Below are 22,118 nucleotides of genomic sequence, written 5' to 3' on the forward strand. Positions count from 1 at the left end.
GATAAATAAAAAAGGGGCCAGCATATGCTGGCCCCTTTTCTTGGTTTAACCAATGATATCGGTCGAATCCTTTGATGCGTCTACCCGCTCTCTTAAAGACTTTCCAGGCTTAAAGTGTGGCACACGTTTATCAGATAATTTTACCGTTTCACCTGTTTTAGGATTACGCCCAATACGAGCTTTTCTATGATGCAAACTAAAACTCCCAAAACCGCGTATTTCGATTCGCTCGCCCTGAGAAAGAGTATGAATCATAGAATCCAGAATTTTATTTACTGCAATTTCAACATCCTTCTGACTAAACTGAGTCTGTTTTCTTGCAATAAGTTCAATAAGTTCTGACTTGGTCATAGGAACTAGCTCTATATCTTTTTTATTCTCGAAAAGAGATATTTCAAACAAAAACTGACCGCACCCCCAACCTAACTCAGGCTTGATATAAAACATGTATTCAGGATAAGGACGGGGTCAGAAAGACCAAAATGCGATGCCAAGACAACATCACAAACGCAATGGCCCAATCAACTTTGCTGGGCCATTGCTAGTCAGATTACATTTTGTCTTTGAAAAGATCACCCAAAGTGCTTGAAGCAGATGGCTGCTGATCCGTGTAGTCACGAATAGCATTCGCTTCTTCTTGAGCTTCTTTAGCCTTAACAGACAAAGAAACAGAACGGTTTTTACGATCAATATTCGTAATCTTCGCAGAAACCGTATCACCTTCTTTCAATACTGACGAAGCATCACGGGTATCTTCAAGCAACTCAGAAGCACGCAGGTAACCCTCTACTTCTGGAGCCAACTCAATCACAGCACCTTTTTCGTCTACTGATTTCACAGTTCCTTCAACAATACTGTTTTTACCGTGATCAGCAACATATTGACCGAATGGATCTTGCTCCAACTGCTTCAAACCAAGAGAGATACGCTCGCGCTCTGGATCAATAGAAAGGATAACCGTTTCAAGCTCATCACCTTTTTTGAAGTCACGAATGGCTTCTTCACCAGGCTGATTCCAAGAAATATCGGTTAAGTGAACCAAACCGTCAATACCACCTTCTAGACCGATAAAGATACCGAAGTCAGTAATAGACTTGATGCTACCGCTGATTTTGTCACCTTTCGCGTGAGTCGCAGAGAAGCTTTCCCATGGGTTAACTGTGCACTGCTTGATCGATAGAGAGATACGGCGACGCTCTTGATCAACATCCAGAATCTTAACACGCACTTCTTGACCCAAGTGAACCACTTTAGATGGGTGAATGTTACGGTTTGTCCAATCCAATTCAGAAGTGTGGACCAGACCTTCAATACCATCTTCGATCTCGATGAAGGCACCGTAGTCCGTGATGTTAGCCACTTTACCTGCTGTCTCAGCACCAATTGGGTAACGAGCAACCATATCTGCCCATGGATCTTCTTCCAACTGCTTAAGACCCAGTGATACACGGTTACGCTCTTTGTCGAACTTAAGAACCTTAACTTCGATTTCATCACCAACCTGAACGATTTCAGATGGGTGGTTAACACGACGCCAAGCCATATCCGTGATGTGAAGAAGACCGTCAACACCGCCAAGATCAATAAACGCACCGTAGTCAGTCAAGTTCTTAACAATACCTTTCAGTACAGAACCTTCTTCCATGTTCGCCAATAGTGCTTCACGTTCAGCCGAGCTTTCTTGCTCAATCACCGCACGACGAGAAACAACCACGTTGTTACGCTTACGATCCAGTTTAACTAGCTTAGTCTCAACTTCTTTACCTTCCAAGAAGCCGAAATCACGGATAGGACGTACATCCACAAGTGAACCAGGCAAGAAACCACGAACACCGTCAACATCAACCGTCAGACCACCTTTTACCTTACCGGTAACCATGGCGGTAACCACTTCACCTTTCTCCATAGCCGCTTCCAACTTATCCCAAGTTTTAGCGCGCTTAGCTTTTTCACGAGAAAGACGTGTTTCCCCCATTCCGTCTTCCAAAGACTCAAGGAAAACTTCAACCTCATCACCAACAGAAACCTCTAACTCACCGTTAGCGTTCATAAATTGGCTCTTAGGAATTGCTGACTCAGATTTCATACCTGCGTCAACCAATACAGTCTCTTTGTCGATGCCGACAACAGTCCCGATAATCAGAGAACCTGTGTTAAATTTGTCTTGCTGTAAAGACTCTTCAAATAATTCAGCGAAAGATAATTCACTCATGGATAAAGTACCATTCATCGTTGTACATAGCCGACTGTCACTTTCAAATTGGGATTTCAAACGACAACCGGGTCAGTTAGTAATGTGCCAACCCCCCAAACGGTCAGCAGAAAAAAACAAAATCCCTGCCCCGAATCGCAGGGCAAGGATCAATAATTTTAACTAATTCAACATGTTAGCAAAAACAACTAATTCATTAAAGAAGTTTTTTATGATGAGTTAAGATTACATCAATAATCCTCGCTCCCACAGTAAAGACTCGGCTTTACGACAGACTTGCTCAACATCCAAATCACTGGTGTCAATCACAATAGCGTCATCGGCCGGTTTCAAAGGCGCGGTCGTTCGATTCGAATCCCGCTCATCCCTTTCTTTAATGTCTTGAATAATTTGATCAATATTAGCATTAACCCCTTGGTTTTTCAACTGCTTAACCCGTCTTTCTGCACGAACTTCAGCTGAGGCGGTTAAATACAACTTTAAATTCGCTTGTGGAAATACCACTGTCCCCATATCTCGTCCATCAGCCACCAGTCCTGGTGATTTTGCAAATGCTTTCTGGCGGGCTAATAATGCCGCCCTAACCTCGGGAATCGCCGCTACTTTTGAAGCTACTGCAGCCACCTCTTCGGTACGCACACTCGAGGTCACATCATCACCTTCAAACAAAATACTGGTTGCAACAAATTCAACCGGTAGAGATTCCGCCAATTTAACCAGGCCTGCAACGTCTGACAGATCAACGGCATGCTTAATCGCACCAAACGCCAGAGCACGATAAATAGCACCACTGTCCAACAGGTGAAAACGCGTTTTACAGGTTAAATATTGCGCCAATGTTCCTTTTCCAACGCCGCTCGGCCCATCGATCGTAACCACCGGAACTGTTTGCGAAGTACTCATACTCACTCCTTAACCGATTCAACATTCATCCCAACCGCATTGATCAACTCAATAAAAGTCGGGAAGGAAGTGTTTACGTTCGCACAGTCGTCAATCACCAGTTCGGAAGCCGCATTCAAACCGGCCACGGTCATCGCCATAGAGATACGATGGTCGTGATGACTCTGAATTTCAGCATTTTGCGGCTGCTGCTGCCCCCCATTAATAATCATGCCGTCCTCAGTCGGCTGGGCATCAATTCCAACGGCCTGCAAAGCATCCGCCATTACCTGAATACGATCCGACTCCTTAACACGCAACTCTTCCGCGCCTGTCAATACCGTCTGACCTTCTGCACAGGACGCAGCGACAAACAACACCGGAAACTCATCAATCGCCAATGGCACCAATTCCTCAGGAATCTGGATGCCTTTAAGCGGTGCATAACGCACACGCACATCCGCAACAGGCTCACCGCCAACTTCATGAGGATTTTCCAAGGTAATGTCCGCCCCCATCAGCTTCAGAATATCCACCACACCGGTACGTGTTGGATTCATGCCGACATGTTCAATAACCAGATCGGAGCCTTTGGAAATGGCTGCAGCCACCATAAAAAAGGCCGCTGAAGAAATATCCGAAGGCACATCGATATGACGCGCCGTTAACTTACCGCCACCACGCAAACAGGCTTTAGTGCGCAAAGCATCGAGCTTTTCAGAGTGCACCTCATAACCAAAACCATTTAACATGCGTTCAGTATGATCCCGGGTTGGAGCCGGTTCCAAAGCACAAGTCTGCCCTTCAGCATAAAGCCCTGCCAATAAAACACATGACTTCACCTGTGCGCTGGCCATCGGCAAAACATAATCCATCGCTTTTAACGGCTCACCGGTGCCAAATATTTTCATCGGCAAAGTACCGCCTTCAGCGGTTTCAATCTTAGCCCCCATTAAAGCAAGAGGATCTGTGACTCGCTTCATAGGGCGTTTAGATAAAGAAGCATCACCAACCAGCTCACAATCAAAATTTTGCCCCGCCAAAATCCCCGCCAATAGACGGGTGGACGTTCCGGAATTCCCCATATCCATTGGTTTTTGAGGTTTTTTTAATCCGAGTAGACCTACACCATGAATGGTGACATTGCCGTTTTCAGGCCCCTCAATTTCAACCCCCATGTCTTTAAACGCCTGGAGAGTTGCTAATGCATCGGCCCCTTCCAGAAAACCGGTGACGGTTGTGGTTCCTTCTGCAATCGCACCCAGCATAATACTACGATGAGAAATCGACTTGTCGCCTGGTACACGTACACGACCTTTAATGGTTCCCCCGGGCTGAACTATAAACTTTACATTTGCCATAAACTTAATCTTTAACTTATTGAATTCAATAGAAACTTATCAACTTTGCTTGTTGACAATATGTTTGTCGCGCGCAGTTTTAGCTTCATGAAACAACGCATACAAACCCTCACCATCTTGTTGCTCTACCAAATCGATCAAATGCCCAATCGATTGTTGGTAGTACTTAAGCCACTTCGCAATAGCGATCGAATTATTGACTGCAATATCGCGCCACATGACGGCATCACTGGACGCAATGCGGGTAAAGTCACGGAAACCGCCCGCAGTATACTGAAAGACGTTGCCCAACTCTGGGTGCTCATTCAGCATTTCCACCAGAGTAAATGCCAGCATATGGGGTAAATGACTCGTTGCTGCCAACACTTCATCATGATAATCCGGCGCCATATTGACTACTTCCGCACCAAGCGCTTGCCACAATTCGGTTACTGTCTGCAACGCTTCGCAATCCGTTTCTGCTGTAGGCGTTAAAATCACACGGTGATCGACAAACAGTTTTTCACAAGCCGCAGTGACACCGCTTTGTTCTTTTCCTGCAATTGGATGCCCAGCAACAAAATGTGCAGGCAACTCACCAAAAACCGATTTTACCGCCTCAATCACACTCATTTTAGCGCTGCCACCATCGGTAATGATGGCACCTTCCTTCAAAAACGGACGCATGGCGTGTAAAACTTCTTGCATAGCCCCCAAGGGAACACCCAGCATAATAAGGTCACTGTCAGCCACCGCTTCTGCCATGTCGGTTGTAAAATCGTCCACCACGCCAAGCTCAACGGCTTTTTTAAGATTTGACTCATTGTGGCCATAACCGGTTACTTGATCAACCAAGCCGCTTTGTTTCAACCCTTTGGCAAAAGAGCCTCCAATAAGCCCCACACCAATAACTGTTACTTTTTTTAACTTCATTTTTTTTCATTATTCTATTTAAGTATTAAAGCACCGCCTCGAGTGCTTCAATCAAATGAGTATTCTCTTCCTTGGTGCCGATCGAGATGCGAAGGTATTCAGCCATACCATAATTGGCGACCGGACGGACAATCACTCCTTGCTGCAGCAATGCATGATTCACTTTCGCGGCGAGATCTGCTTGACCGCCACCGCAGCGATCTTCAAAACGCACACAAACAAAATTACCGGCGGAAGGAATGTAACTCAACCCCAGCGCATCTAATGCTGAACAAATTTGCAACATTCCTTTGCGGTTCACCTCAACAGCTTGTTGAACAAACTCTTGATCTTCAATGGCAGCGATCGCTGCCACCTGGGCGTAATAATTGACATTAAAAGGGGCTCTCAACTGATTGATATACTGAATAATTTCTTCACATCCAGCCATATATCCAATCCGTAGCGACGCTAGACCGTAAGCTTTTGAGAAGGTTCTGGACACCAATAAATTTGGGTAATCATCAAGATAGTTCAAACCATTTGGATAATCCGCATCTTCACAAAATTCCAAATAAGCCTCATCCAGTACCACAACCACATTCTGTGGAACTTGCTCAATAAAAGCTTCCCATTCCATCCTGCCAAATACAGTCCCGGTCGGGTTATTCGGATTCGCAATATACACCAGTTTTGTTTTATCGGTAATGGCACCCAACATGGCTTGTAAATCATGACCGAATCCGTCTGCCGGCACTTCCACTCCGGTCGCTCCTACCACCTGGGCCGAAATCGGATAAACTGCAAACCCGTATTGCGAATAGACAATTTCATCACCAGGCCCGGCAAAAACGCGTGCAGCAAGCTCTAATAGCTCATTGGAACCATTACCGATCACCAGTTGCGCCTCTTTTACCCGCAGAAAATTCGCCAACACCTGCTTTAAGGCGTAGGCACTGCCGTCGGGATAACGCGCAATCTCTTTGAGTTCGTTATGAATCGCTTCAGTCACTTTCGGGCTGGCGCCCAACGGATTTTCATTGGAAGCCAGCTTTGAGATTCGGGTCAAGCCAAGCTCACGCTGAAGCTCTGTGATCGGTTTTCCCGGAATATAAGGAGAAATATTGAGTATTTGTGGCTGCACACGGTCACAAAAAAGTTGGGAATGGAATGTCATTATCACACTCACGAAAACATTAAAAACAGCAATCAGCTAGAAAGCATCAAGCATCAAATGGGGAAACAGGGAACGAACCTAACAACTTAAAGAAAGCCGCTTTTTCTTCCACCTCTTGCAAGGCTTCACGCACATTCTCATCCTCCCGGTGCCCTAAAACGTCAATAAAAAAGAGGTAATCCCATTTTTTATCCGTAGCCGGCCGAGAAACAATGCGCGTCATACTGATATCTCGCTTGGAGAAACAAGATAGCAACTCCAATAAAGCACCCGCTTTATTGGCAATCGATACAATCATCGCCGTCTTATCTTGCCCGCTCGGTTGAGTCATCTCACGGCCAATCACCCAGAACTTGGTGGTATTATCACGACGATCTTCGATATTCGATTCCAAAATATTCAAACTATAAAGTTGCGCCGCCTGTTCGGAAGCAATTGCCGCTAAACCGGATTCCTCTTGCGCCATCTTAGCAGCCAGCGCATTGGAATCCACCGCCTCTAATTCTGCCCACGGCATATTGTTTTTCAACCACTGCTGACACTGCCCCAACGCCTGACTATGCGCCACCACCTTGCGCACTGACTCAACTTCCGAACTTTTCGAAAGCAAGCAATGATGAATCGCCAGATCCACTTCACCAGAAACCGTCAGTTTAGTATGAATTAACTCATTTTCAGTGGCTTTCACCACACCTTCGGAAGAGTTTTCAACCGGAACGATGCCGTAATTAGCATCCCCCTTCTCAACTGTCGCAAACACTTCTTCAATCGACGAAACCGCTAATGGATGAGCAGAAGAACCAAATTGTTTAATGACACTGGCATGCGAATAACTGCCCTCGGGACCTAAATAAGCGACAGAAATCGGCTGCTCTAACGCCAGACAGGCGGACATAATTTCTCTAAACAAACGTGCCATTTCATTATCCGGAAGCAAACTGTGATTACGTTCCTTTACCGCACGGAGCACCTGTGCTTCGCGTTCTGGACGATAAAAAACCGCTTCCACTTTTCCGCCTTTAGTTTTAATATCGGCCACTTTCTGTGCGCACGCCGCCCGTTGACCGATCAACTCCTGAATTTGCGCATCAATGGCATCAATCTGGTTACGAATTTCGGTCAACTGCTGCTGTTCGTCTGTCTGTTTCGTGTCTGTCATCAGTTCAATAGTTCTTTTATCGATTAGGTGGCAAAGGAAAGTCGCTTTTAAATTAAGCGTGTTGTGCCTCAAACTTGCGCATAAACTCAATTAACGCATCCACACCGGCTTCTGGCATGGCGTTGTAGATGCTGGCACGCATACCGCCAAAAGCCTTATGCCCTTTCAAACTGAGCAGGCCTGCCGACTTCGTCTCTTCCAAAAATACGCTATCCAATTCGCTTTTTGCCAAACGAAATGTCACATTCATCCAGGAACGGTTTTTTGGCTCAATACGGTTGGAATAAAAATCGGAGGCATCGATAAAATCGTACAGTTTTTGTGCTTTAGACTGGTTGATCTTGGCAATTTCGGACACGCCGCCGATCTCCTTCAACCACTCAAATACCAACCCGGCCAAATACCAGGCAAACGTCGCCGGAGTGTTAAACATCGACTCATTATTAGCGTAAGTTTCCCAATTCAACAGGGTTGGAGTGATCTCGCGCGCTTGACCGATCAAATCTTCTCTAACAATGACGATGGCCAGCCCAGCCGGCCCGATATTTTTCTGTGCACCGGCATAGATCATACCGTATTTACTGACATCAACCGGACGACACATAATATTGGACGACATATCCGCAATGACCGGTTTGCCTTGGGCAAAAATGGGCTCCAGATCTTCTTCTTTAAATTCAAGGCCAGTGATCGTTTCGTTGGAACAGATATGAATGTATTTAGCGTCTTCACTGAAACGCCATTCAGATTGTGGCGGTAATGCGGTTGGATTTGTTTCATCGCCTCCGGCGACTGTATTCACATTCACATATCGACTGGCTTCTTTAATCGCCTTGGTTGACCAGACGCCGGTATTGAAATAATCCACGGTATCTCCGGCCTGAGTCAGGTTAAGCGGAATCGCCGCAAACTGCAAAGAAGCGCCACCGTGAATAAACAGCACTTTATAATTATCCGGAATTTCCATGACATCGCGCAAATCTGCTTCCATTTTTTGGGCAACCTCCATGTACTCTTTACTGCGATGACTCATCTCCATCACCGACATCCCGGTCTGATTCCAATTTAAAAACTCAGCAGACGCTTTACGCATGACGGCCTCAGGCAACATGGCTGGCCCAGCACTGAAATTAAAAGCACGTGTCATTCTTTTCTGGCTTCCTTAAGCTTGTTAATACTTTGCATAAAAAACAGGGCGACCCGATCCATTGACCGCGATCACCCTTGATCATTTCAGGATGTTAAAAACAACTGAACTTATTCAGACTCATCTGCACTCGTTGAGTCAGCAGCCTGTTCAGAATCTTGAACAGTCTCCGGATTAGATGATTCTTCCGACATCTCTGCCGGCTCATCATCTTCCTCTTCGATATCGACCACGGCCAAGCCTACAACCTGCTCGCCTTTGCCGACATTGATCAGTTTTACCCCTTGGGTATTTCGACCGACCACTGAGACTTCTGCGACACGGGTGCGCACCAAAGTCCCCTTATTGGTAATCAACACAATTTCTTGCTCTGGCGTCACCGAAACCGACGAGACCACATCGCCATTTCGTTCAGTGGTTTTAATCGAAATCACACCTTGACCACCACGATTGATCGTTGAATAATCTTCAACCGGCGTACACTTACCGAAACCGTTAGCGGTCGCAGTCAAAATCAACGAGTCAGGCTGAGCGATCTGCATACTGATCACATGCGCGCCTTCCGGTAACTTCATACCACGAACACCACGCGCCGTTCGCCCCATGACTCGGACATCACTTTCTTTGAAACGGATCGCTTTTCCGACATTGCTAAACAGCATCACATCTTGATTACCGTCGGTTAAGGCGGTCCCGACCAGTTCATCATCGTCCAACAGATCCACCGCAATAATCCCATTGGCACGTGGGCGAGAGAAGTCTTTCAGTGCAACACGTTTAACCACTGAATTACGTGTTGCCATAAAGACCACACGCTGTTCATCAAACTCATCGACAGGCAATACCGAAGTAATGTATTCGCCCTCTTCCAAAGGCAGCACATTCACGATCGGTTTACCCCGGCTGCCACGGCTCGCCAGTGGTAACTGCCAGGTTTTTTGCCAATAGAGCTTACCGCGGTTAGAAAAACACAGCAGCATATCGTGCGTACTGGCAACAAAAATTTGCCCGACTTCGTCTTCTTCTTTCATTGCCGTGGCCGACTTACCGCGCCCGCCGCGTTTCTGAGCACGATAATCGCTCAATGGCTGCGTTTTGATGTAACCGTCTTGCGACAGAGTCACAATACGGTCTTCAACTGCAATCAAATCTTCGGCATCCAGGTCCTGGTAACTGTAATCGATCTCAGTGCGACGTCCGTCACCGAACGATTCGATCACTTCCTGTAACTCTTCTTTAACCACTTCAGTCAAACGATCCGGGTTGCGCAGAATTTCCAGGAATTCCGTAATCTTCTCGATCAGACCTTTGTATTCTTCAACAATTTTGTCCTGCTCCAGACCGGTCAAACGGTGTAGACGCATCTCCAGAATCGCTTGCGCCTGTGCCGGCGACAACTTGTAAACATCGCCTTCCGATCCAAAACCTTCCGGCAAATCTTCCGGGCGAATGTCACTCATGTCGACACGTTCCAGATAATCCAGAACGGAACCGATGGTCCAGGATTTCTCCAGCATGCGCTCTTTCGCCACAGCTGGACTTGGAGAAGCTTTAATCAGCTCGATCATTTCGTCGATGTTGTTCAACGCGATGGTCAAACCTTCTAAGATATGTGCTTTCTCGCGAGCCTTACGCAGATCGAAAATCGTGCGCCGCGTCACCACTTCACGACGATGCTTCACAAAAGCTTCAATCACTTCTTTTAAGTTCAGAAGCTTAGGCTGACCATCAATCAACGCCACCATGTTAATACCGAAAACGGTTTGCATCGCAGTCTGCTTGTAAAGGTTATTGATAATGACCTCCGGTACCTCACCTCTGCGCAGTTCAATGACGATGCGCATACCGTCTTTATCCGACTCGTCACGCAGACCGGTAATGCCTTCGATTTTCTTCTCCTTAACCAGTTCGGCAATACGCTCAATCAAGCGGGCCTTATTCACCTGATAAGGAATTTCATTGACGACAATCTGGCTCTTGCCACTTTTATCGGTCTCAACACTGGTTTTAGCGCGAATTTGCACGCGACCGCGCCCGGTTTCGTAGGCTTCGCGAATCCCCTTGGTGCCGTTAATAATACCGTGCGTCGGAAAATCCGGACCAGGAAGATGTTCCATCAACCCAGCAATATCAATTTGAGGATTATCGATATAAGCGAGACAGGCATTAACCGTTTCAGTGAGGTTATGTGGCGGAATATTTGTTGCCATCCCCACCGCAATCCCGGAAGAACCGTTTACCAGAAGATTAGGAATGCGAGTTGGCAGAACAACCGGTTCGCTTTCAGAACCGTCATAGTTCTCAGCAAAGTTAACCGTTTCTTTATCCAAGTCGGCCAATAGATGGTGAGCGATTTTCGCCATACGGATTTCGGTATAACGCATCGCGGCCGGCGAATCTCCGTCCACCGAACCGAAGTTACCCTGTCCATCAACCAACATATAACGCAGCGAGAAAGGCTGTGCCATACGGACGATTGTGTCATAAACGGCCGTGTCACCGTGCGGGTGGTATTTACCGATGACATCCCCGACGATACGCGCCGATTTTTTATACGGTTTATTGTAATCGTTGCTCAATTCGTTCATCGCGTATAAAACACGACGGTGTACCGGCTTTAAACCGTCTCTTACATCGGGAAGTGCCCGCCCCACAATTACGCTCATGGCATAACTGAGATAGGATTGCTCCATTTCCTCTTCTAACGAAATGGGAATAATTTCACGTGCGAACTCAGACATCAATCATCCAATCTATTTTTAACTCATAATAAAGCCAACATTATAACCAAACTCTTCGTTTAAAGCGACATTATTCATCATCCCGCTTAAGGCGCCACAAGCGGTTTACAAGGCTTATTTCCCTCATTCCACCAGTGGATTAATCTGTCTTATAACCACTTAAAAAATATTCGTAAAAAAGCGAAGCCGGAATCTTTTAAAAAACCTGCCCGGCTACATAGAAATTAAGACCACAGAAAACACCTTAAAAAGGTATAATTTCCGACCATATTTGATTGTGCCTTCCCTTTTATATAAGGGACTTAGCCTGCGGGATTCCAGTCCTTTGCATTGTGAAACTCGCAACAAACTTAACAGGCCTGCTACGTACTGAAATGCGGATCATCGGGTCTAGGGTTTAGGGCCTAGCTGCACAATACATCCAAACACCTTAAAGAGTTTTCCTATGAGTGAATCCACGTTTAAAGCCGGCAATGCCGATCAGGCTGAATTAGACAACTTCAACCGCCTGTCTAACACCTGGTGGGATATGGAAGGCGATTTTGCCGCCCTGCATAAGATCAATCCATTTCGCTTGGAATTTATTGAGCGCTTTACCGCCATCAAAAACAACAGTTGTTTGGACATCGGTTGTGGCGGTGGCATTCTCTCGGAAGCACTGGCACAAAGTGGTGCAACCGTCACCGGGATCGATCTGGCCGAAGAGGTATTGACGGTGGCCAAATTGCACGGTTTGGATTCCGGTATTAAGGTCGATTACCAGCTGATCTCGGCGGAAGCCTATGCGCATGACCATGCGGAAAAACACGATATTGTGACCTGCATGGAGATGCTTGAACACGTTCCTGACCCCGCCTCGATCGTTCAAGCGGCGGCAGACAGTGTCAAACCCGGTGGCTGGGTCTTTTTCTCGACCTTGAATCGTAATTATAAAGCCTATCTGCTCGCTATCCTCGCTGCAGAAAAGGTGCTAAAAGTGGTACCGGAAGGCACTCATACTTACGACAAATTCATCACTCCGGCCGAACTGGACGCCATGGCGCGCCACGCCAACCTCTATCTTCGTGGCAGTGCGGGAATTGAATTCAACCCTCTGTTAAACCGATATGGTTTATCCGAAGACGTAGAGATTAACTACCTGCTAGCCTACCAAAAGGGACTCTAACGAATGAGTGTACAATGCATTCTGTTTGATCTGGACGGCACTTTGCTGGACACCTCTTATGATTTTGCCTATGCGCTTAACCAAACATTGCAAGACTTCGCTCGGCCGCCGTTACGCTATCAGGATATCCGTAAAACGGTTTCCCAAGGCGGACTAGCCATGACGCAACTGGGCTTTCCGGATTTGAGCGGTGAAGCACTCGAGGAGAAGCGCCAGCATTTCCTTAAAATCTACTTTGAAAATATCGCCAACCACACGCAAATTTTTCCAGGCCTGCTCAATGGCTTGCAGATTTTGGCAGAGCGTCGGATTCCCTGGGGCATCGTCACCAACAAACCGGCCTGGCTAACGGAAAAACTGCTGGAACACATTGTGTTTCCATCCGCGCCATTAAGCGTTGTCAGCGGTGACACGCTAGCGGTTCGTAAACCCAACCCGGAACCGATGCACTTGGCTGCAGAACAGTGTGGCATGAAACCGGAACACTGTCTTTACATCGGTGACCATCCGCGTGACATTGAAGCCGGCATTAATGCCGGCATGCAGACCGGCGCCGCCCTGTTTGGCTATCTTCCGGAACATGAAACGGATCAGGCCTGGCCGGCGGACCTGTTCTTTCATACTCCAGTCGAAATCAGCCGCTATATCAATCAGCTGGAAATACCTTCAGCCAATTAACCCGATCCCCCCCATCATTCAAACGAGTAAAACCATGAGCATCTATCTAATCACCGGAGCCGCCAAAGGACTTGGCAAAGCGTTAAGCACCCAGTTGGTTGCCGCAGGACATGAAGTGATCCTGCTAGACAAGGACCAAAAAGCCCTGAATGCACTCTATGATGAACTCAATTCCGAATTGGTGGCGCTCTACCCTATAGATCTGCTTGGTGCCAACATCGACCACTACAAAGAGATGCAGCGCATTTTGCATGACCAGTATGGTCACCTGGATGGTGTGTTTCTTAACGCCGCACTGCTACCGGCCTTCACCCCCATCGCGCATTTTGACTACCAGCAGTGGTACGAAGTCTTGCACACCAACCTCAACGCCAATTTCCACCTGATTCAAAACACTCTGCCATTACTGGCAGAATCAAAACAGGGGAAACTGGCTGCCATCAGCGATGTCAATTTTGATCAAAACCCGGCTTTCTACGGTGCTTATGGCGTGGCCAAGGCGGGACTGGAACAAATGATGAAAAGCTTGGCGGCGGAAAACCCGGCCGCCTCAACCGAATTTTATTTGGCTAAACTGCCGGCATTTGCCTCTGAAACCCGAGGGCGTCTTTTCCCTGGCGAAAACCCGATGGGTTTGCCACAGCCAGAAACCATAGCCGAACACATTCTGGAAATTGTCTTGCAAGGACTGAATTCCGAGAATGTATTCAAACTGCATTAACAACCGCACTCAGCGGTAAATCCGACCAAGGCTTCGCGAACGAAAACCGATTAAAAATCGGTTAATTTTTTGGCGTCATACTTGCGCTTTAAAACCCTTGCCAAGTTTTCAATATCCCGGTTTTGCTGATCCGAACTCCGGTTCTCCAGCTCATATCGCCATCCGGTAGTCGCCTGAATGGAAACCGAAAACCCTTCGTATTCGTCCTTTCCAGTCACCGTAAACAGCGGCTTTCCTGAAAGCTGGCTGTAGGAAAACTCAAACTGTTTGAGTTCAGGAAACCGAAACACAACCCGTTCGCCTTTTTTATCGTAACGACTCTGCGGGATTTGCTGTAATACACGCTGCCGAATCTGCTCATAGTTAAACGCGTAATAGATTCGATAAATGGTGAGTATCTTGTCTCCCAAACGCTCAGCCACCTGTTCCGCGGCCAATTGAGACTGTAACAACTTAACCTGCTCTTTAAGCTTGATATTTGCTAAGCGCTGCTCTTTGATTTCATTCAACAAATGAACAATCTGTTTCTGCGGCTTTCTTAAAAAACATCCCAACAAATCGGTTAAATAATTAACCACCTACGCTTCCTTTGTTTTCTTTAAGTGATCGTTTACTCGGCCTTGCCTTCGAAGAATCAGAAGAGGTGACCCCGGCCGTGAGCGCAAAACGCATCGCTTCTTCCATACTCATATCCAACGGTGTTAATGCAGAACGCGGCACCAACACTGCGTACCCGCCAATCATATAACTTAACGGCAGGTAAACCAGTACACTATCGTCGTCGTTGAACCCTTCGGGCAATTTTTCCGGCAACGCCTGGGTCACAAACCCGATCGCTTTGATCCCAGCCTGACCTTCGGCGCCGAAATTGACCGCTACGACCTGGGAGTACTCCTGCTCCTCATGCGGCTTAAAATAATCAAAAAAATCACGCATTGCACGATAAATGGGTTTCACAACCGGCAAACGCGCCAACAGGGCTTCCAGCTTATTGAACAGAACACGCACTACATAGGCATGCATCAACACCCCGATCAAAAACAGAACAATCAGGCCTGCTATTACTCCCATGCCCGGCCAGTAATGCGCCTCCGGAAAAAAGGCGCGCAGGCTCTCGCCCAACCAGGACTCTGCCGACACCGCCAGCCAATAAAACAGATAGACGGTCAACACTACCGGTAGCACGGTAATCAAGCCGGTCAAAATATTACGACTGATAAAACCAAACATGCGTTTCATTTCCTTTCCCAAGCTGAGCAGACCTGTTCCGTTTCAACTTGAAATCTTTAAAGGTTAAAGCCCTTGATAGACCGCATAAGGCAGTAGCAGAACCGCCAACAAAACCAACGGCCAGACCCGCCCCTGGAACAGGTTGTAGTCATGCAACAGGGTTTGCCAACTGTGCTTGACTACCCAGTGACCGAATCCAAACTCAAACACTAGCGTCATCACCAACCACATCGCCCCGATTTGCCAGGCCTGACCAATCGATCCAATCGGCCAGGACTGGTGCAACCAGTGCGTATAAACATAAAACAGAAACACCCCCGTCAAGGATGAAATCTGATGGGCTCGTAATGGTGCAAACCGTTTTTCCAGCACCGACTGGCGCAGTATGCCATTCGCAATCGCCATCAACACCATGGGAAACCAGGCAAAAAAATAGGTCCACATATCCTCCTCCAGTGTACCGGCGACCTGTATCAAGCCGTGAGCATCTGTTTTACCAACTTCGGTGCCGAATTCAGCAGCTTTTGCGTATAGGGATGTTGCGGCCGTTGCATCACCTCATCCACACGCCCCTGTTCGACGATTTTGCCCTGTTGCATCACCGCGACCTGGTGGGCAATTCCCGGAATAATCGACAGGTCATGAGTGATGAACAGATACGACATCTGATAGGTTTGCTGCAACTCTTCCAGCAGTGCCAACACCTGAGCACGGACCGAAACGTCCAAGGCACTGGTCGGTTCGTCACAAATAATCAATTCCGGTTCCACCGCCAAGGCACGTGCAATGCCGATACGTTGGCGCTGGCCGCCGGAAAATTCGTGCGGATAGCGGTGTTTATGCTCCGCCGCAAGGCCAACCTGCTCCAACAGGGATTCAATGCGTTTTTCTTGCTCCGCTCTGTCTTGCGGACCAACCTTCAAACTCGTCATCCCCTCGCGGATAATGTCACAGACCGTCATCCGCGGATTCAAAGCGGAAAACGGATCCTGAAAAATCACCTGCACTTTTTTGCGCAATGGGCGCATATGACGTTCGTTCAGTTTGGTCAGATCGATCGATTCATCGCCGTTCTGCAATAAAGCAACCTGCCCGGCGGTGGCATCCACCAACTTCAAAATGGCTTGGCCGATCGTGCTTTTGCCGCTGCCCGATTCGCCTACCAACGCCAGGGTTTGTCCTTTAGGAATGCTTAAAGTCACACCGTCAACCGCTTTGACATAACCGACGGTACGCTGAAAAAGGCCTTTTTTAATCGGAAAATGCACTTTCAAATCCGCCACTTGTAACAGAGGGGCGTTGGGCTGTTCAAATTTGCGCGCCCCTTTAGGCACCGCATCGGCTAGAAGCTTTTGGGTATAGGGATGTTGCGGATGAGCAAAAAAGGCGTTTTTTTCGGCTTGCTCGACAATTTTACCGTGCTGCATCACCGCAATACGATCCGCCATCTCATTCACCACACCCATATCATGCGTGATAAACAAAATGGACAGACCTCGCTTCGCCCTTAACTGCTTAAGCAGTTCCAATACCTGAGCCTGAATGGTCACATCCAAGGCCGTCGTCGGTTCATCGGCAATCAACAGGTCCGGTTCGCAAGCCAGCGCCATGGCGATCATCACCCGTTGCTTCTGACCACCGGAAAGCTGGTGCGGATACCAGTCATAGCGACTTGTTGCTTCCGGAATGCCCACCTCTTCAAACAGCTCGACAACGCGATTACGCGCAGCCTTACGATCCAGGTTCAAGTGAACACGCAATACTTCAGCCACCTGCTCCCCCACCTTCATCACCGGATTCAGTGAGGTCATCGGTTCCTGAAAAATCATCGCCACCTGACGCCCTCTGACCCTCTGCATCTCAAATTCCGGCAACGGAAACAATGCTCGGCCGTTAAGATGGATCTCCCCGCCACTCACCTGCAAAGCTTCCGGCAGCAAGCGCATAATCGCCAGACTGGTCAAGGATTTGCCACTGCCAGACTCTCCCACCAGTGCAAAAATTTCACCGCCTTTAATTTCAAAATCAATGCCTTTGATCAGAGAGGTCTCCCCTACCTTAACCTGAAGGTTGCGAACCTCTAAAACGGTTTGCGATGTCTGCATCTTGGATTTCATGATTCTGTTTTACCTTAAACGAAATTTTTAACCACCAACCGAGGCCTTCTATTTATGACTTTTCGGATTCAGTACCCATTGCACCCGGTCGGAAAACAGGTTGGCCGCCAACACCAAAACAAACATAAACAGAAACGCCGCCAGCAGTGACCACCACACCATCGGTTCGCGCGCCATTTCTAATCGTGCCTGGTTGATCATATTCCCCCAGCTGTGCATCGTCGGATCCACCCCGACGCCAACATACGACAGTACCGCTTCAGCCAGAACCAGACCGCTGAAATCAAGCACCACGGCAATCAATACAATATGCATCACATTAGGTAGAATGTGGCGGCCGATAATACGCATGCGGCTGACGCCGAACGCACGCGCTGAGGTGACGTACTCCACCTGACTGATCTTCAAGGTTTCCGCACGCAGCAGACGGCACAAACCGGTCCAGCTGGTCATCCCTAAAATCAACACCAGGAACAGCAGACGCACGTCAGCACGCTCCTCAGTGGTCGCAAACCACTCAGGATGATTGCTCATCAACACCTGCATCATCAAAACGGCGGCTGCAATCAACAGCACGCCCGGAATTGAATTCAACGTGGTATAGAGGTACTGAATCACGTCATCCACCCAGCCTTTGAACAGGCCTGCCGAAATTCCCAGCAGCAAGGCCACCGGCAGCATCACCAGAGTGGTCAATACCCCAATCAGCACTCCGGTGCGGATACTTTTCAAAGATTCATACAGCACATCTCCGCCGACCTTGTCGGTTCCAAGTACATGATAGTGATGGCTGAGCCAGTAAAACCAGACAAGCACCCCCAGCACCAGCCACACGGCAAAATAAGCAGTTTTCCAGGGCAAAACAGTTTCACCGCGCCACACCTGGCTCGCATAAGAGAATAGTGGCTGGCGATGATGCTTGGCTCGCCAGATCAAGTGGCCAGCAACCAACACCGCTGTCATCGCGCTACTGGCCAGCCAGGACCATAAAGAGTGCAAAGCAATCGAGACCTCTCCATTGACATGCATCAACGGCAGCTGCTGCATCACCACTTCGCCACTCTCCAACACCTGCATTGAGCGGTTGTACTCCACCAGTGCAAACGGTGCCGAATAGGTACGTTCCGCATTTTGCGCCAAGTGCACCAGTAACAGATCGAGCAGGCTATGCGTGCCACTTGCATCGTCTAAAATAAAGTGCAGTGAATCCAACAGTGCAATCAGCACATAAAACACCAAGACGATGGCGGACACCATCGCCACTTTGGAGGCGAACACCTGCACCCACTGCTTTTTGACCTGCGGGGATTGACTGATCACCCGGCCCCAGATCGCCAAAGCGATCACCAGACCCCAAATCATGATATCCGTCCAGAGCCACGTTAAACTCATGCGTTCAACCTCACTCTCGGATCAAAATAGGTGTAGGATAGATCGGTGAGAATCAGGCCGATGATGTACAGCACCGATCCCAGAAACACCATCGCTTTGACAATCGAAAAGTCCTGGGCGTTGATCGCATCGATGGTGTAGCTGCCCAGGCCGGGAATGCCGAAAAACGACTCCATGATCAGGCTGCCCATAAACAGCGTTGGAATCACCACAACCACCCCGGTTAAAATCGGCAACAGCCCGTTTTGCAAAACGTGGCCGAACAGCACTTTGATTTCCGACAGCCCTTTGGCGCGTGCAGTACGCACATAGTCCTTGTGAATCTCTTCCAAAAACAGGCTGCGATACCAGCGCATGCCGCTGCCTAAACCAGCAAAAACCCCGATCAGGATCGGCAGAATCAGAAATTTAAGCCCGTCCCAACCGCTCTCAAAACCGGAAATCGGCACCCAGTGCCAGACTTTACTGAACAACACCTGCCCGGCAATGATGTAAAACAGACCGGAAATTGACATAATGGCCACCGCCACCATCATGGTGACACTGTCGAGTACTGAACCGCGGAACAAGACAATCAGCAGCGCCAAGGCAATATTCGTAACCAGCCCGATGATGAACGTGGGCAAAGCCAGCGCCAGACTCGGCCACATACGCTCATAAATATCCGCCGATATCTGCCGCCCGGAATCGGACTGACCAAAATCGAATACAAACAGCTTCAGCGACTGCTCAACAAACAAGGTCTCGGTCAAACTCGACAGGCCTGGTGATTCGGCATTGTAAAACAACGGCTTGTCATAACCGTGGTCCACTTTCCAGGCCTCAATCATCTCCGGCGTGGTCTGTTTGGCTCCCAGTTGCGCCCGCGCCATATCATCAGGTGTATTCACCATAAAAAACAAGGCAAACGTAATCAAATTCACTCCGATCAGAATCGGAATCGCGAACAGCAAACGACGCACAATATAGGCAAACATCAACGCTTCCCTCCGTCAGAATGCCTAACGGTTGCACTTTGACGATTGCGATAGGCACGCAGCAGAGGATAAATACTGCCCACCAATACCATAACAAACAGTGCCAGTGGCCAGACCACCGGCTGATTCCACTGTTTTTGCATTTCAAAACGGCTTTCAGGATCAATCCGCTTGTATTTGAGCGTATTATTAGCCAAAGGGTTGGCCCACACATTGTGGTACCAGCCGTGATAAAGCGCCAATGATTTTGGATGGAACCCCCACACCCATGGCGCATCCTGCTGAGCAATTTTGACCATTTGCTCGATCAGTTGCATCCGTTCTTCAGACGGCGGCATGGTTTTAATGCGCTCAAACAAGGCATTGAATTCGGGATTATCATAGTTGGCACTGTTAATCCCAGCACCATTGGTGTGAATCGCCGCATTACCGCCATACAACAGGAACAAAAAGTTCTCCGGATCCGGGTAATCTGCGTTCCATCCCCACATAAAAATCTGCGCCTTGGCGCCACGAACTTTATCCTGGAAGCGATTATAGTCGGTAGCCCGAATCACTAACTCGACACCCAACTTGGCAAACTGCTTACGGAACCAGTTCAGCATCGCTTTACTGTCCGGTCCGGTGGCCGGCGTATCAAAATAGAGGGTTAATGGCGTGCCGTCAGCATTGCGTCCATCTTTATATCCCGCTTCGGCCAACAAGCGTTTTGCCTCTTCCAGTGTCTTACGCTGCATTTGCCCATTGTGCCAGTCGTAAACATAAGAATTCATGCCCGCATGTCCACTTTGATAACCGCTTACCCCCGGTGGAATCGGACCTTGCGCCGGAATACCTCGCCCATTAAGGAAAATCGAAATATACTCCTCATAGTTCAACGCAATGCTTAACGCCTGTCTCAGTTTCTGCTGTTTTGACGTATAACCACCGACCACCGGATCAGCCATATTAAAGCCGACATACATAATCGTCGGCTGCACCATGCTCAAAAACTGAATCCCTTTTTCCTGCATCTCTGAAGTCAATTCCATAGCGCCTCCGACGGTCACGGAAACCGCCTGATCAAAACTGTCGGAACTGACGCCGGAGGCGTCATAGTAGCCCTGCAGAAACTTATTCCATAACGGCACATTCTCTTTTTCCAGTGAATACACTACCTCTTTAATCAGTGGCAGACGTTTTCCAGCATCGTTCAGCAAGCTTGGATCCGCGCCTTCCGCCAAACCGTCTGTTGGATAAAAGTCCTCATGATAGTTGGGATTAGCGGCAAGACGCATGCGTTTGTTGGGATTATTTTCCACCAGCCAATAGGGGCCGGTGCCGACAGGGGCCGTATCCAAAGTAATGTTTTTTTCGATCAGGCCGGGTTGCTTGTAAAACTGCACCGCTTCCCAGGGGATCGGGGCAAAGAAATTCATGCTTAGCCAATATAAAAACTGCGGGTACTTGCCGTGAATACGAATCACCAAATGATCGGGAGCAACAGCTTGAACACCACTAATGGAATAGCCTCGCAGATCAAAAAAGCGATTTTTGGCTGTCGCATCCTGCTTAATGCGGGCCTGATAATCCGCATTGACGGTTTCGGAATACTCATGCAAACCAACAATGTAGTGTGCCATCGAGTCCAAGATCGGTGAATGGTTGGCGCGCAACCCCATACGCTTGATGGCATAAACATAGTCTTCAGCCTGTAGTTCACGCGTAGCGGTCTGCTCAAAATCAGTCAAAGAAGAAATTTCTTCCAGTTCTTCTGCTGTTAACCCTAGGTACTTTAAAGAACCATCAGGATTTTTCACAAACGCCGGATGCGGTTGATAGCGGATATTAGGTTTAATGAACAAATGATACTCACTGTAAACGACTTCGCCCTCTTCAGTGACTTCTTCACCTTGAGCGTCCAAATAGCGAATTTGCGGCATGGCTTTAAGAGTAAGAGGCTCCAGCGTATAAGGCTGTTTTAGATAGTGATACTGTAATGGCGGCTCATAGATCTGTCCTAAGATCGCCCACTCGTTTGAACTGTACGAAACCACCGGATCCAGATGTTTTGGAGGTTCGGAAAAGGAACTAAACAGGGTGGATGAACGAATCTGCTCAGTCGGATAAGGCTGATTCCACAACCCTCTCTCGCAGCCTGCAAGCAAAGTAGCAAAACAAGAGAACAGTACAACCGTTAAAAAACGCACCTGCCAGGAATGGGTAAAAACATGAACGGATTGGGTACGCCATGAAAAACGTGTCACACCAAACTCTGCTTTCGTCACC

The 22,118-nt window shown here is 48.1% G+C and carries 19 protein-coding genes; 3 read left to right on the forward strand and 16 right to left on the reverse strand.

Going from position 1 to position 22,118, the window contains the following annotated elements:
* Nucleotides 1–45 precede the first annotated feature (45 nt).
* The 9 genes from QCB44_RS05045 to gyrA all read right to left on the reverse strand — a co-directional run bounded on the left by QCB44_RS05045 (nucleotide 46) and on the right by gyrA (nucleotide 11,570).
* Nucleotides 46–351 carry an integration host factor subunit beta gene (locus QCB44_RS05045; RefSeq protein ID WP_279409189.1) on the reverse strand — a complete coding sequence of 102 codons (306 nt, stop codon included), beginning with the start codon at nucleotides 349–351 and terminating at the stop codon, nucleotides 46–48.
* 199 nt (nucleotides 352–550) lie between these two features.
* Nucleotides 551–2,212 (reverse strand): 30S ribosomal protein S1, encoded by a 1,662-nt coding sequence (rpsA, locus tag QCB44_RS05050; protein ID WP_279408278.1) that lies wholly within the window; start codon nucleotides 2,210–2,212, stop codon nucleotides 551–553.
* 225 nt (nucleotides 2,213–2,437) lie between these two features.
* The gene (gene cmk / locus QCB44_RS05055; RefSeq protein ID WP_279408280.1) at nucleotides 2,438–3,115 is read right to left on the reverse strand and encodes a (d)CMP kinase; all 678 of its coding nucleotides are present in this window, start codon (nucleotides 3,113–3,115) and stop codon (nucleotides 2,438–2,440) included.
* A gap of 2 nt (nucleotides 3,116–3,117) precedes the next feature.
* The gene (aroA, locus tag QCB44_RS05060; protein WP_279408281.1) at nucleotides 3,118–4,455 is read right to left on the reverse strand and encodes a 3-phosphoshikimate 1-carboxyvinyltransferase; all 1,338 of its coding nucleotides are present in this window, start codon (nucleotides 4,453–4,455) and stop codon (nucleotides 3,118–3,120) included.
* Between the two features lie 39 nt (nucleotides 4,456–4,494).
* Nucleotides 4,495–5,367, reverse strand: coding sequence for a prephenate dehydrogenase/arogenate dehydrogenase family protein (locus QCB44_RS05065; RefSeq protein WP_279408282.1), 873 nt, complete (start codon nucleotides 5,365–5,367; stop codon nucleotides 4,495–4,497).
* Nucleotides 5,368–5,392: 25 nt separating this feature from the next.
* Complete coding sequence (gene hisC, locus QCB44_RS05070; RefSeq protein ID WP_279408283.1) at nucleotides 5,393–6,523, reverse strand: histidinol-phosphate transaminase; 1,131 nt, start codon at nucleotides 6,521–6,523, stop codon at nucleotides 5,393–5,395.
* Between the two features lie 46 nt (nucleotides 6,524–6,569).
* Nucleotides 6,570–7,682: a prephenate dehydratase gene (gene pheA, locus QCB44_RS05075; RefSeq protein WP_279408284.1), complete on the reverse strand. Its 1,113-nt coding sequence runs from the start codon at nucleotides 7,680–7,682 to the stop codon at nucleotides 6,570–6,572.
* Nucleotides 7,683–7,734: 52 nt separating this feature from the next.
* The gene (gene serC / locus QCB44_RS05080) at nucleotides 7,735–8,829 is read right to left on the reverse strand and encodes a 3-phosphoserine/phosphohydroxythreonine transaminase (RefSeq protein WP_279408286.1); all 1,095 of its coding nucleotides are present in this window, start codon (nucleotides 8,827–8,829) and stop codon (nucleotides 7,735–7,737) included.
* Nucleotides 8,830–8,939: 110 nt separating this feature from the next.
* Nucleotides 8,940–11,570: a DNA gyrase subunit A gene (gene gyrA, locus QCB44_RS05085; RefSeq protein WP_279408288.1), complete on the reverse strand. Its 2,631-nt coding sequence runs from the start codon at nucleotides 11,568–11,570 to the stop codon at nucleotides 8,940–8,942.
* A gap of 445 nt (nucleotides 11,571–12,015) precedes the next feature.
* Here gyrA and ubiG point away from each other — a divergent pair, with 445 nt between their 5' ends.
* From ubiG to QCB44_RS05100, 3 genes are read left to right on the forward strand one after another with little or no spacing between them, the layout of a single operon-like run.
* A complete protein-coding gene (gene ubiG, locus QCB44_RS05090; RefSeq protein WP_279408290.1) occupies nucleotides 12,016–12,735 on the forward strand; it encodes a bifunctional 2-polyprenyl-6-hydroxyphenol methylase/3-demethylubiquinol 3-O-methyltransferase UbiG in 720 nt (239 codons plus the stop codon).
* Between the two features lie 3 nt (nucleotides 12,736–12,738).
* Nucleotides 12,739–13,413, forward strand: coding sequence for an HAD-IA family hydrolase (locus tag QCB44_RS05095; RefSeq protein WP_279408292.1), 675 nt, complete (start codon nucleotides 12,739–12,741; stop codon nucleotides 13,411–13,413).
* Between the two features lie 34 nt (nucleotides 13,414–13,447).
* The gene (locus tag QCB44_RS05100) at nucleotides 13,448–14,134 is read left to right on the forward strand and encodes an SDR family NAD(P)-dependent oxidoreductase (protein WP_279408294.1); all 687 of its coding nucleotides are present in this window, start codon (nucleotides 13,448–13,450) and stop codon (nucleotides 14,132–14,134) included.
* Nucleotides 14,135–14,184: 50 nt separating this feature from the next.
* On the opposite strand, the gene QCB44_RS05105 is transcribed toward QCB44_RS05100, so the two are convergent.
* Genes QCB44_RS05105 through QCB44_RS05135 form a run of 7 tightly spaced genes read right to left on the reverse strand, consistent with a single transcriptional unit; the run spans nucleotide 14,185 to nucleotide 22,096 of the window.
* On the reverse strand, nucleotides 14,185–14,712 hold the full coding sequence (locus QCB44_RS05105) for a hypothetical protein (RefSeq protein WP_279408295.1): 528 nt from the start codon (nucleotides 14,710–14,712) through the stop codon (nucleotides 14,185–14,187).
* Nucleotides 14,705–15,373 (reverse strand): DUF502 domain-containing protein, encoded by a 669-nt coding sequence (locus QCB44_RS05110; RefSeq protein ID WP_279408297.1) that lies wholly within the window; start codon nucleotides 15,371–15,373, stop codon nucleotides 14,705–14,707. The genes QCB44_RS05105 and QCB44_RS05110 overlap by 8 nt, the downstream gene beginning before the upstream one ends.
* Nucleotides 15,374–15,427: 54 nt before the next feature.
* The gene (locus QCB44_RS05115; protein WP_279408298.1) at nucleotides 15,428–15,808 is read right to left on the reverse strand and encodes a hypothetical protein; all 381 of its coding nucleotides are present in this window, start codon (nucleotides 15,806–15,808) and stop codon (nucleotides 15,428–15,430) included.
* A gap of 29 nt (nucleotides 15,809–15,837) precedes the next feature.
* Complete coding sequence (locus QCB44_RS05120; RefSeq protein WP_279408299.1) at nucleotides 15,838–17,481, reverse strand: dipeptide ABC transporter ATP-binding protein; 1,644 nt, start codon at nucleotides 17,479–17,481, stop codon at nucleotides 15,838–15,840.
* A 48-nt stretch (nucleotides 17,482–17,529) separates the two neighbouring features.
* Nucleotides 17,530–18,873: an ABC transporter permease gene (locus QCB44_RS05125; protein ID WP_279408300.1), complete on the reverse strand. Its 1,344-nt coding sequence runs from the start codon at nucleotides 18,871–18,873 to the stop codon at nucleotides 17,530–17,532.
* A complete protein-coding gene (locus QCB44_RS05130; RefSeq protein ID WP_279408301.1) occupies nucleotides 18,870–19,850 on the reverse strand; it encodes an ABC transporter permease in 981 nt (326 codons plus the stop codon). The genes QCB44_RS05125 and QCB44_RS05130 overlap by 4 nt, the downstream gene beginning before the upstream one ends.
* Nucleotides 19,850–22,096 (reverse strand): ABC transporter substrate-binding protein, encoded by a 2,247-nt coding sequence (locus QCB44_RS05135; protein ID WP_279408304.1) that lies wholly within the window; start codon nucleotides 22,094–22,096, stop codon nucleotides 19,850–19,852. Before QCB44_RS05135 ends, QCB44_RS05130 begins: the two co-directional genes overlap by 1 nt.
* Nucleotides 22,097–22,118: the final 22 nt, after the last annotated feature.

This window comes from Thiomicrorhabdus sp. zzn3, assembly GCF_029767755.1.
Classification (GTDB): domain Bacteria; phylum Pseudomonadota; class Gammaproteobacteria; order Thiomicrospirales; family Thiomicrospiraceae; genus Thiomicrorhabdus.

Excerpts from the sequence above, each read along its gene's own strand:
- QCB44_RS05045 (WP_279409189.1), bottom strand. The coding sequence starts at position 351 with ATGACCAAGTCAGAACTTATTGAACTTATTGCAAGAAAACAGACTCAG.
- rpsA (WP_279408278.1), bottom strand. The coding sequence starts at position 2,212 with ATGAGTGAATTATCTTTCGCTGAATTATTTGAAGAGTCTTTACAGCAA.
- cmk (WP_279408280.1), bottom strand. The coding sequence starts at position 3,115 with ATGAGTACTTCGCAAACAGTTCCGGTGGTTACGATCGATGGGCCGAGC.
- aroA (WP_279408281.1), bottom strand. The coding sequence starts at position 4,455 with ATGGCAAATGTAAAGTTTATAGTTCAGCCCGGGGGAACCATTAAAGGT.
- QCB44_RS05065 (WP_279408282.1), bottom strand. The coding sequence starts at position 5,367 with ATGAAGTTAAAAAAAGTAACAGTTATTGGTGTGGGGCTTATTGGAGGC.
- hisC (WP_279408283.1), bottom strand. The coding sequence starts at position 6,523 with ATGACATTCCATTCCCAACTTTTTTGTGACCGTGTGCAGCCACAAATA.
- pheA (WP_279408284.1), bottom strand. The coding sequence starts at position 7,682 with ATGACAGACACGAAACAGACAGACGAACAGCAGCAGTTGACCGAAATT.
- serC (WP_279408286.1), bottom strand. The coding sequence starts at position 8,829 with ATGACACGTGCTTTTAATTTCAGTGCTGGGCCAGCCATGTTGCCTGAG.
- gyrA (WP_279408288.1), bottom strand. The coding sequence starts at position 11,570 with ATGTCTGAGTTCGCACGTGAAATTATTCCCATTTCGTTAGAAGAGGAA.
- ubiG (WP_279408290.1), top strand. The coding sequence starts at position 12,016 with ATGAGTGAATCCACGTTTAAAGCCGGCAATGCCGATCAGGCTGAATTA.
- QCB44_RS05095 (WP_279408292.1), top strand. The coding sequence starts at position 12,739 with ATGAGTGTACAATGCATTCTGTTTGATCTGGACGGCACTTTGCTGGAC.
- QCB44_RS05100 (WP_279408294.1), top strand. The coding sequence starts at position 13,448 with ATGAGCATCTATCTAATCACCGGAGCCGCCAAAGGACTTGGCAAAGCG.
- QCB44_RS05110 (WP_279408297.1), bottom strand. The coding sequence starts at position 15,373 with ATGAAACGCATGTTTGGTTTTATCAGTCGTAATATTTTGACCGGCTTG.
- QCB44_RS05115 (WP_279408298.1), bottom strand. The coding sequence starts at position 15,808 with ATGTGGACCTATTTTTTTGCCTGGTTTCCCATGGTGTTGATGGCGATT.
- QCB44_RS05120 (WP_279408299.1), bottom strand. The coding sequence starts at position 17,481 with ATGAAATCCAAGATGCAGACATCGCAAACCGTTTTAGAGGTTCGCAAC.
- QCB44_RS05125 (WP_279408300.1), bottom strand. The coding sequence starts at position 18,873 with ATGAGTTTAACGTGGCTCTGGACGGATATCATGATTTGGGGTCTGGTG.
- QCB44_RS05130 (WP_279408301.1), bottom strand. The coding sequence starts at position 19,850 with ATGTTTGCCTATATTGTGCGTCGTTTGCTGTTCGCGATTCCGATTCTG.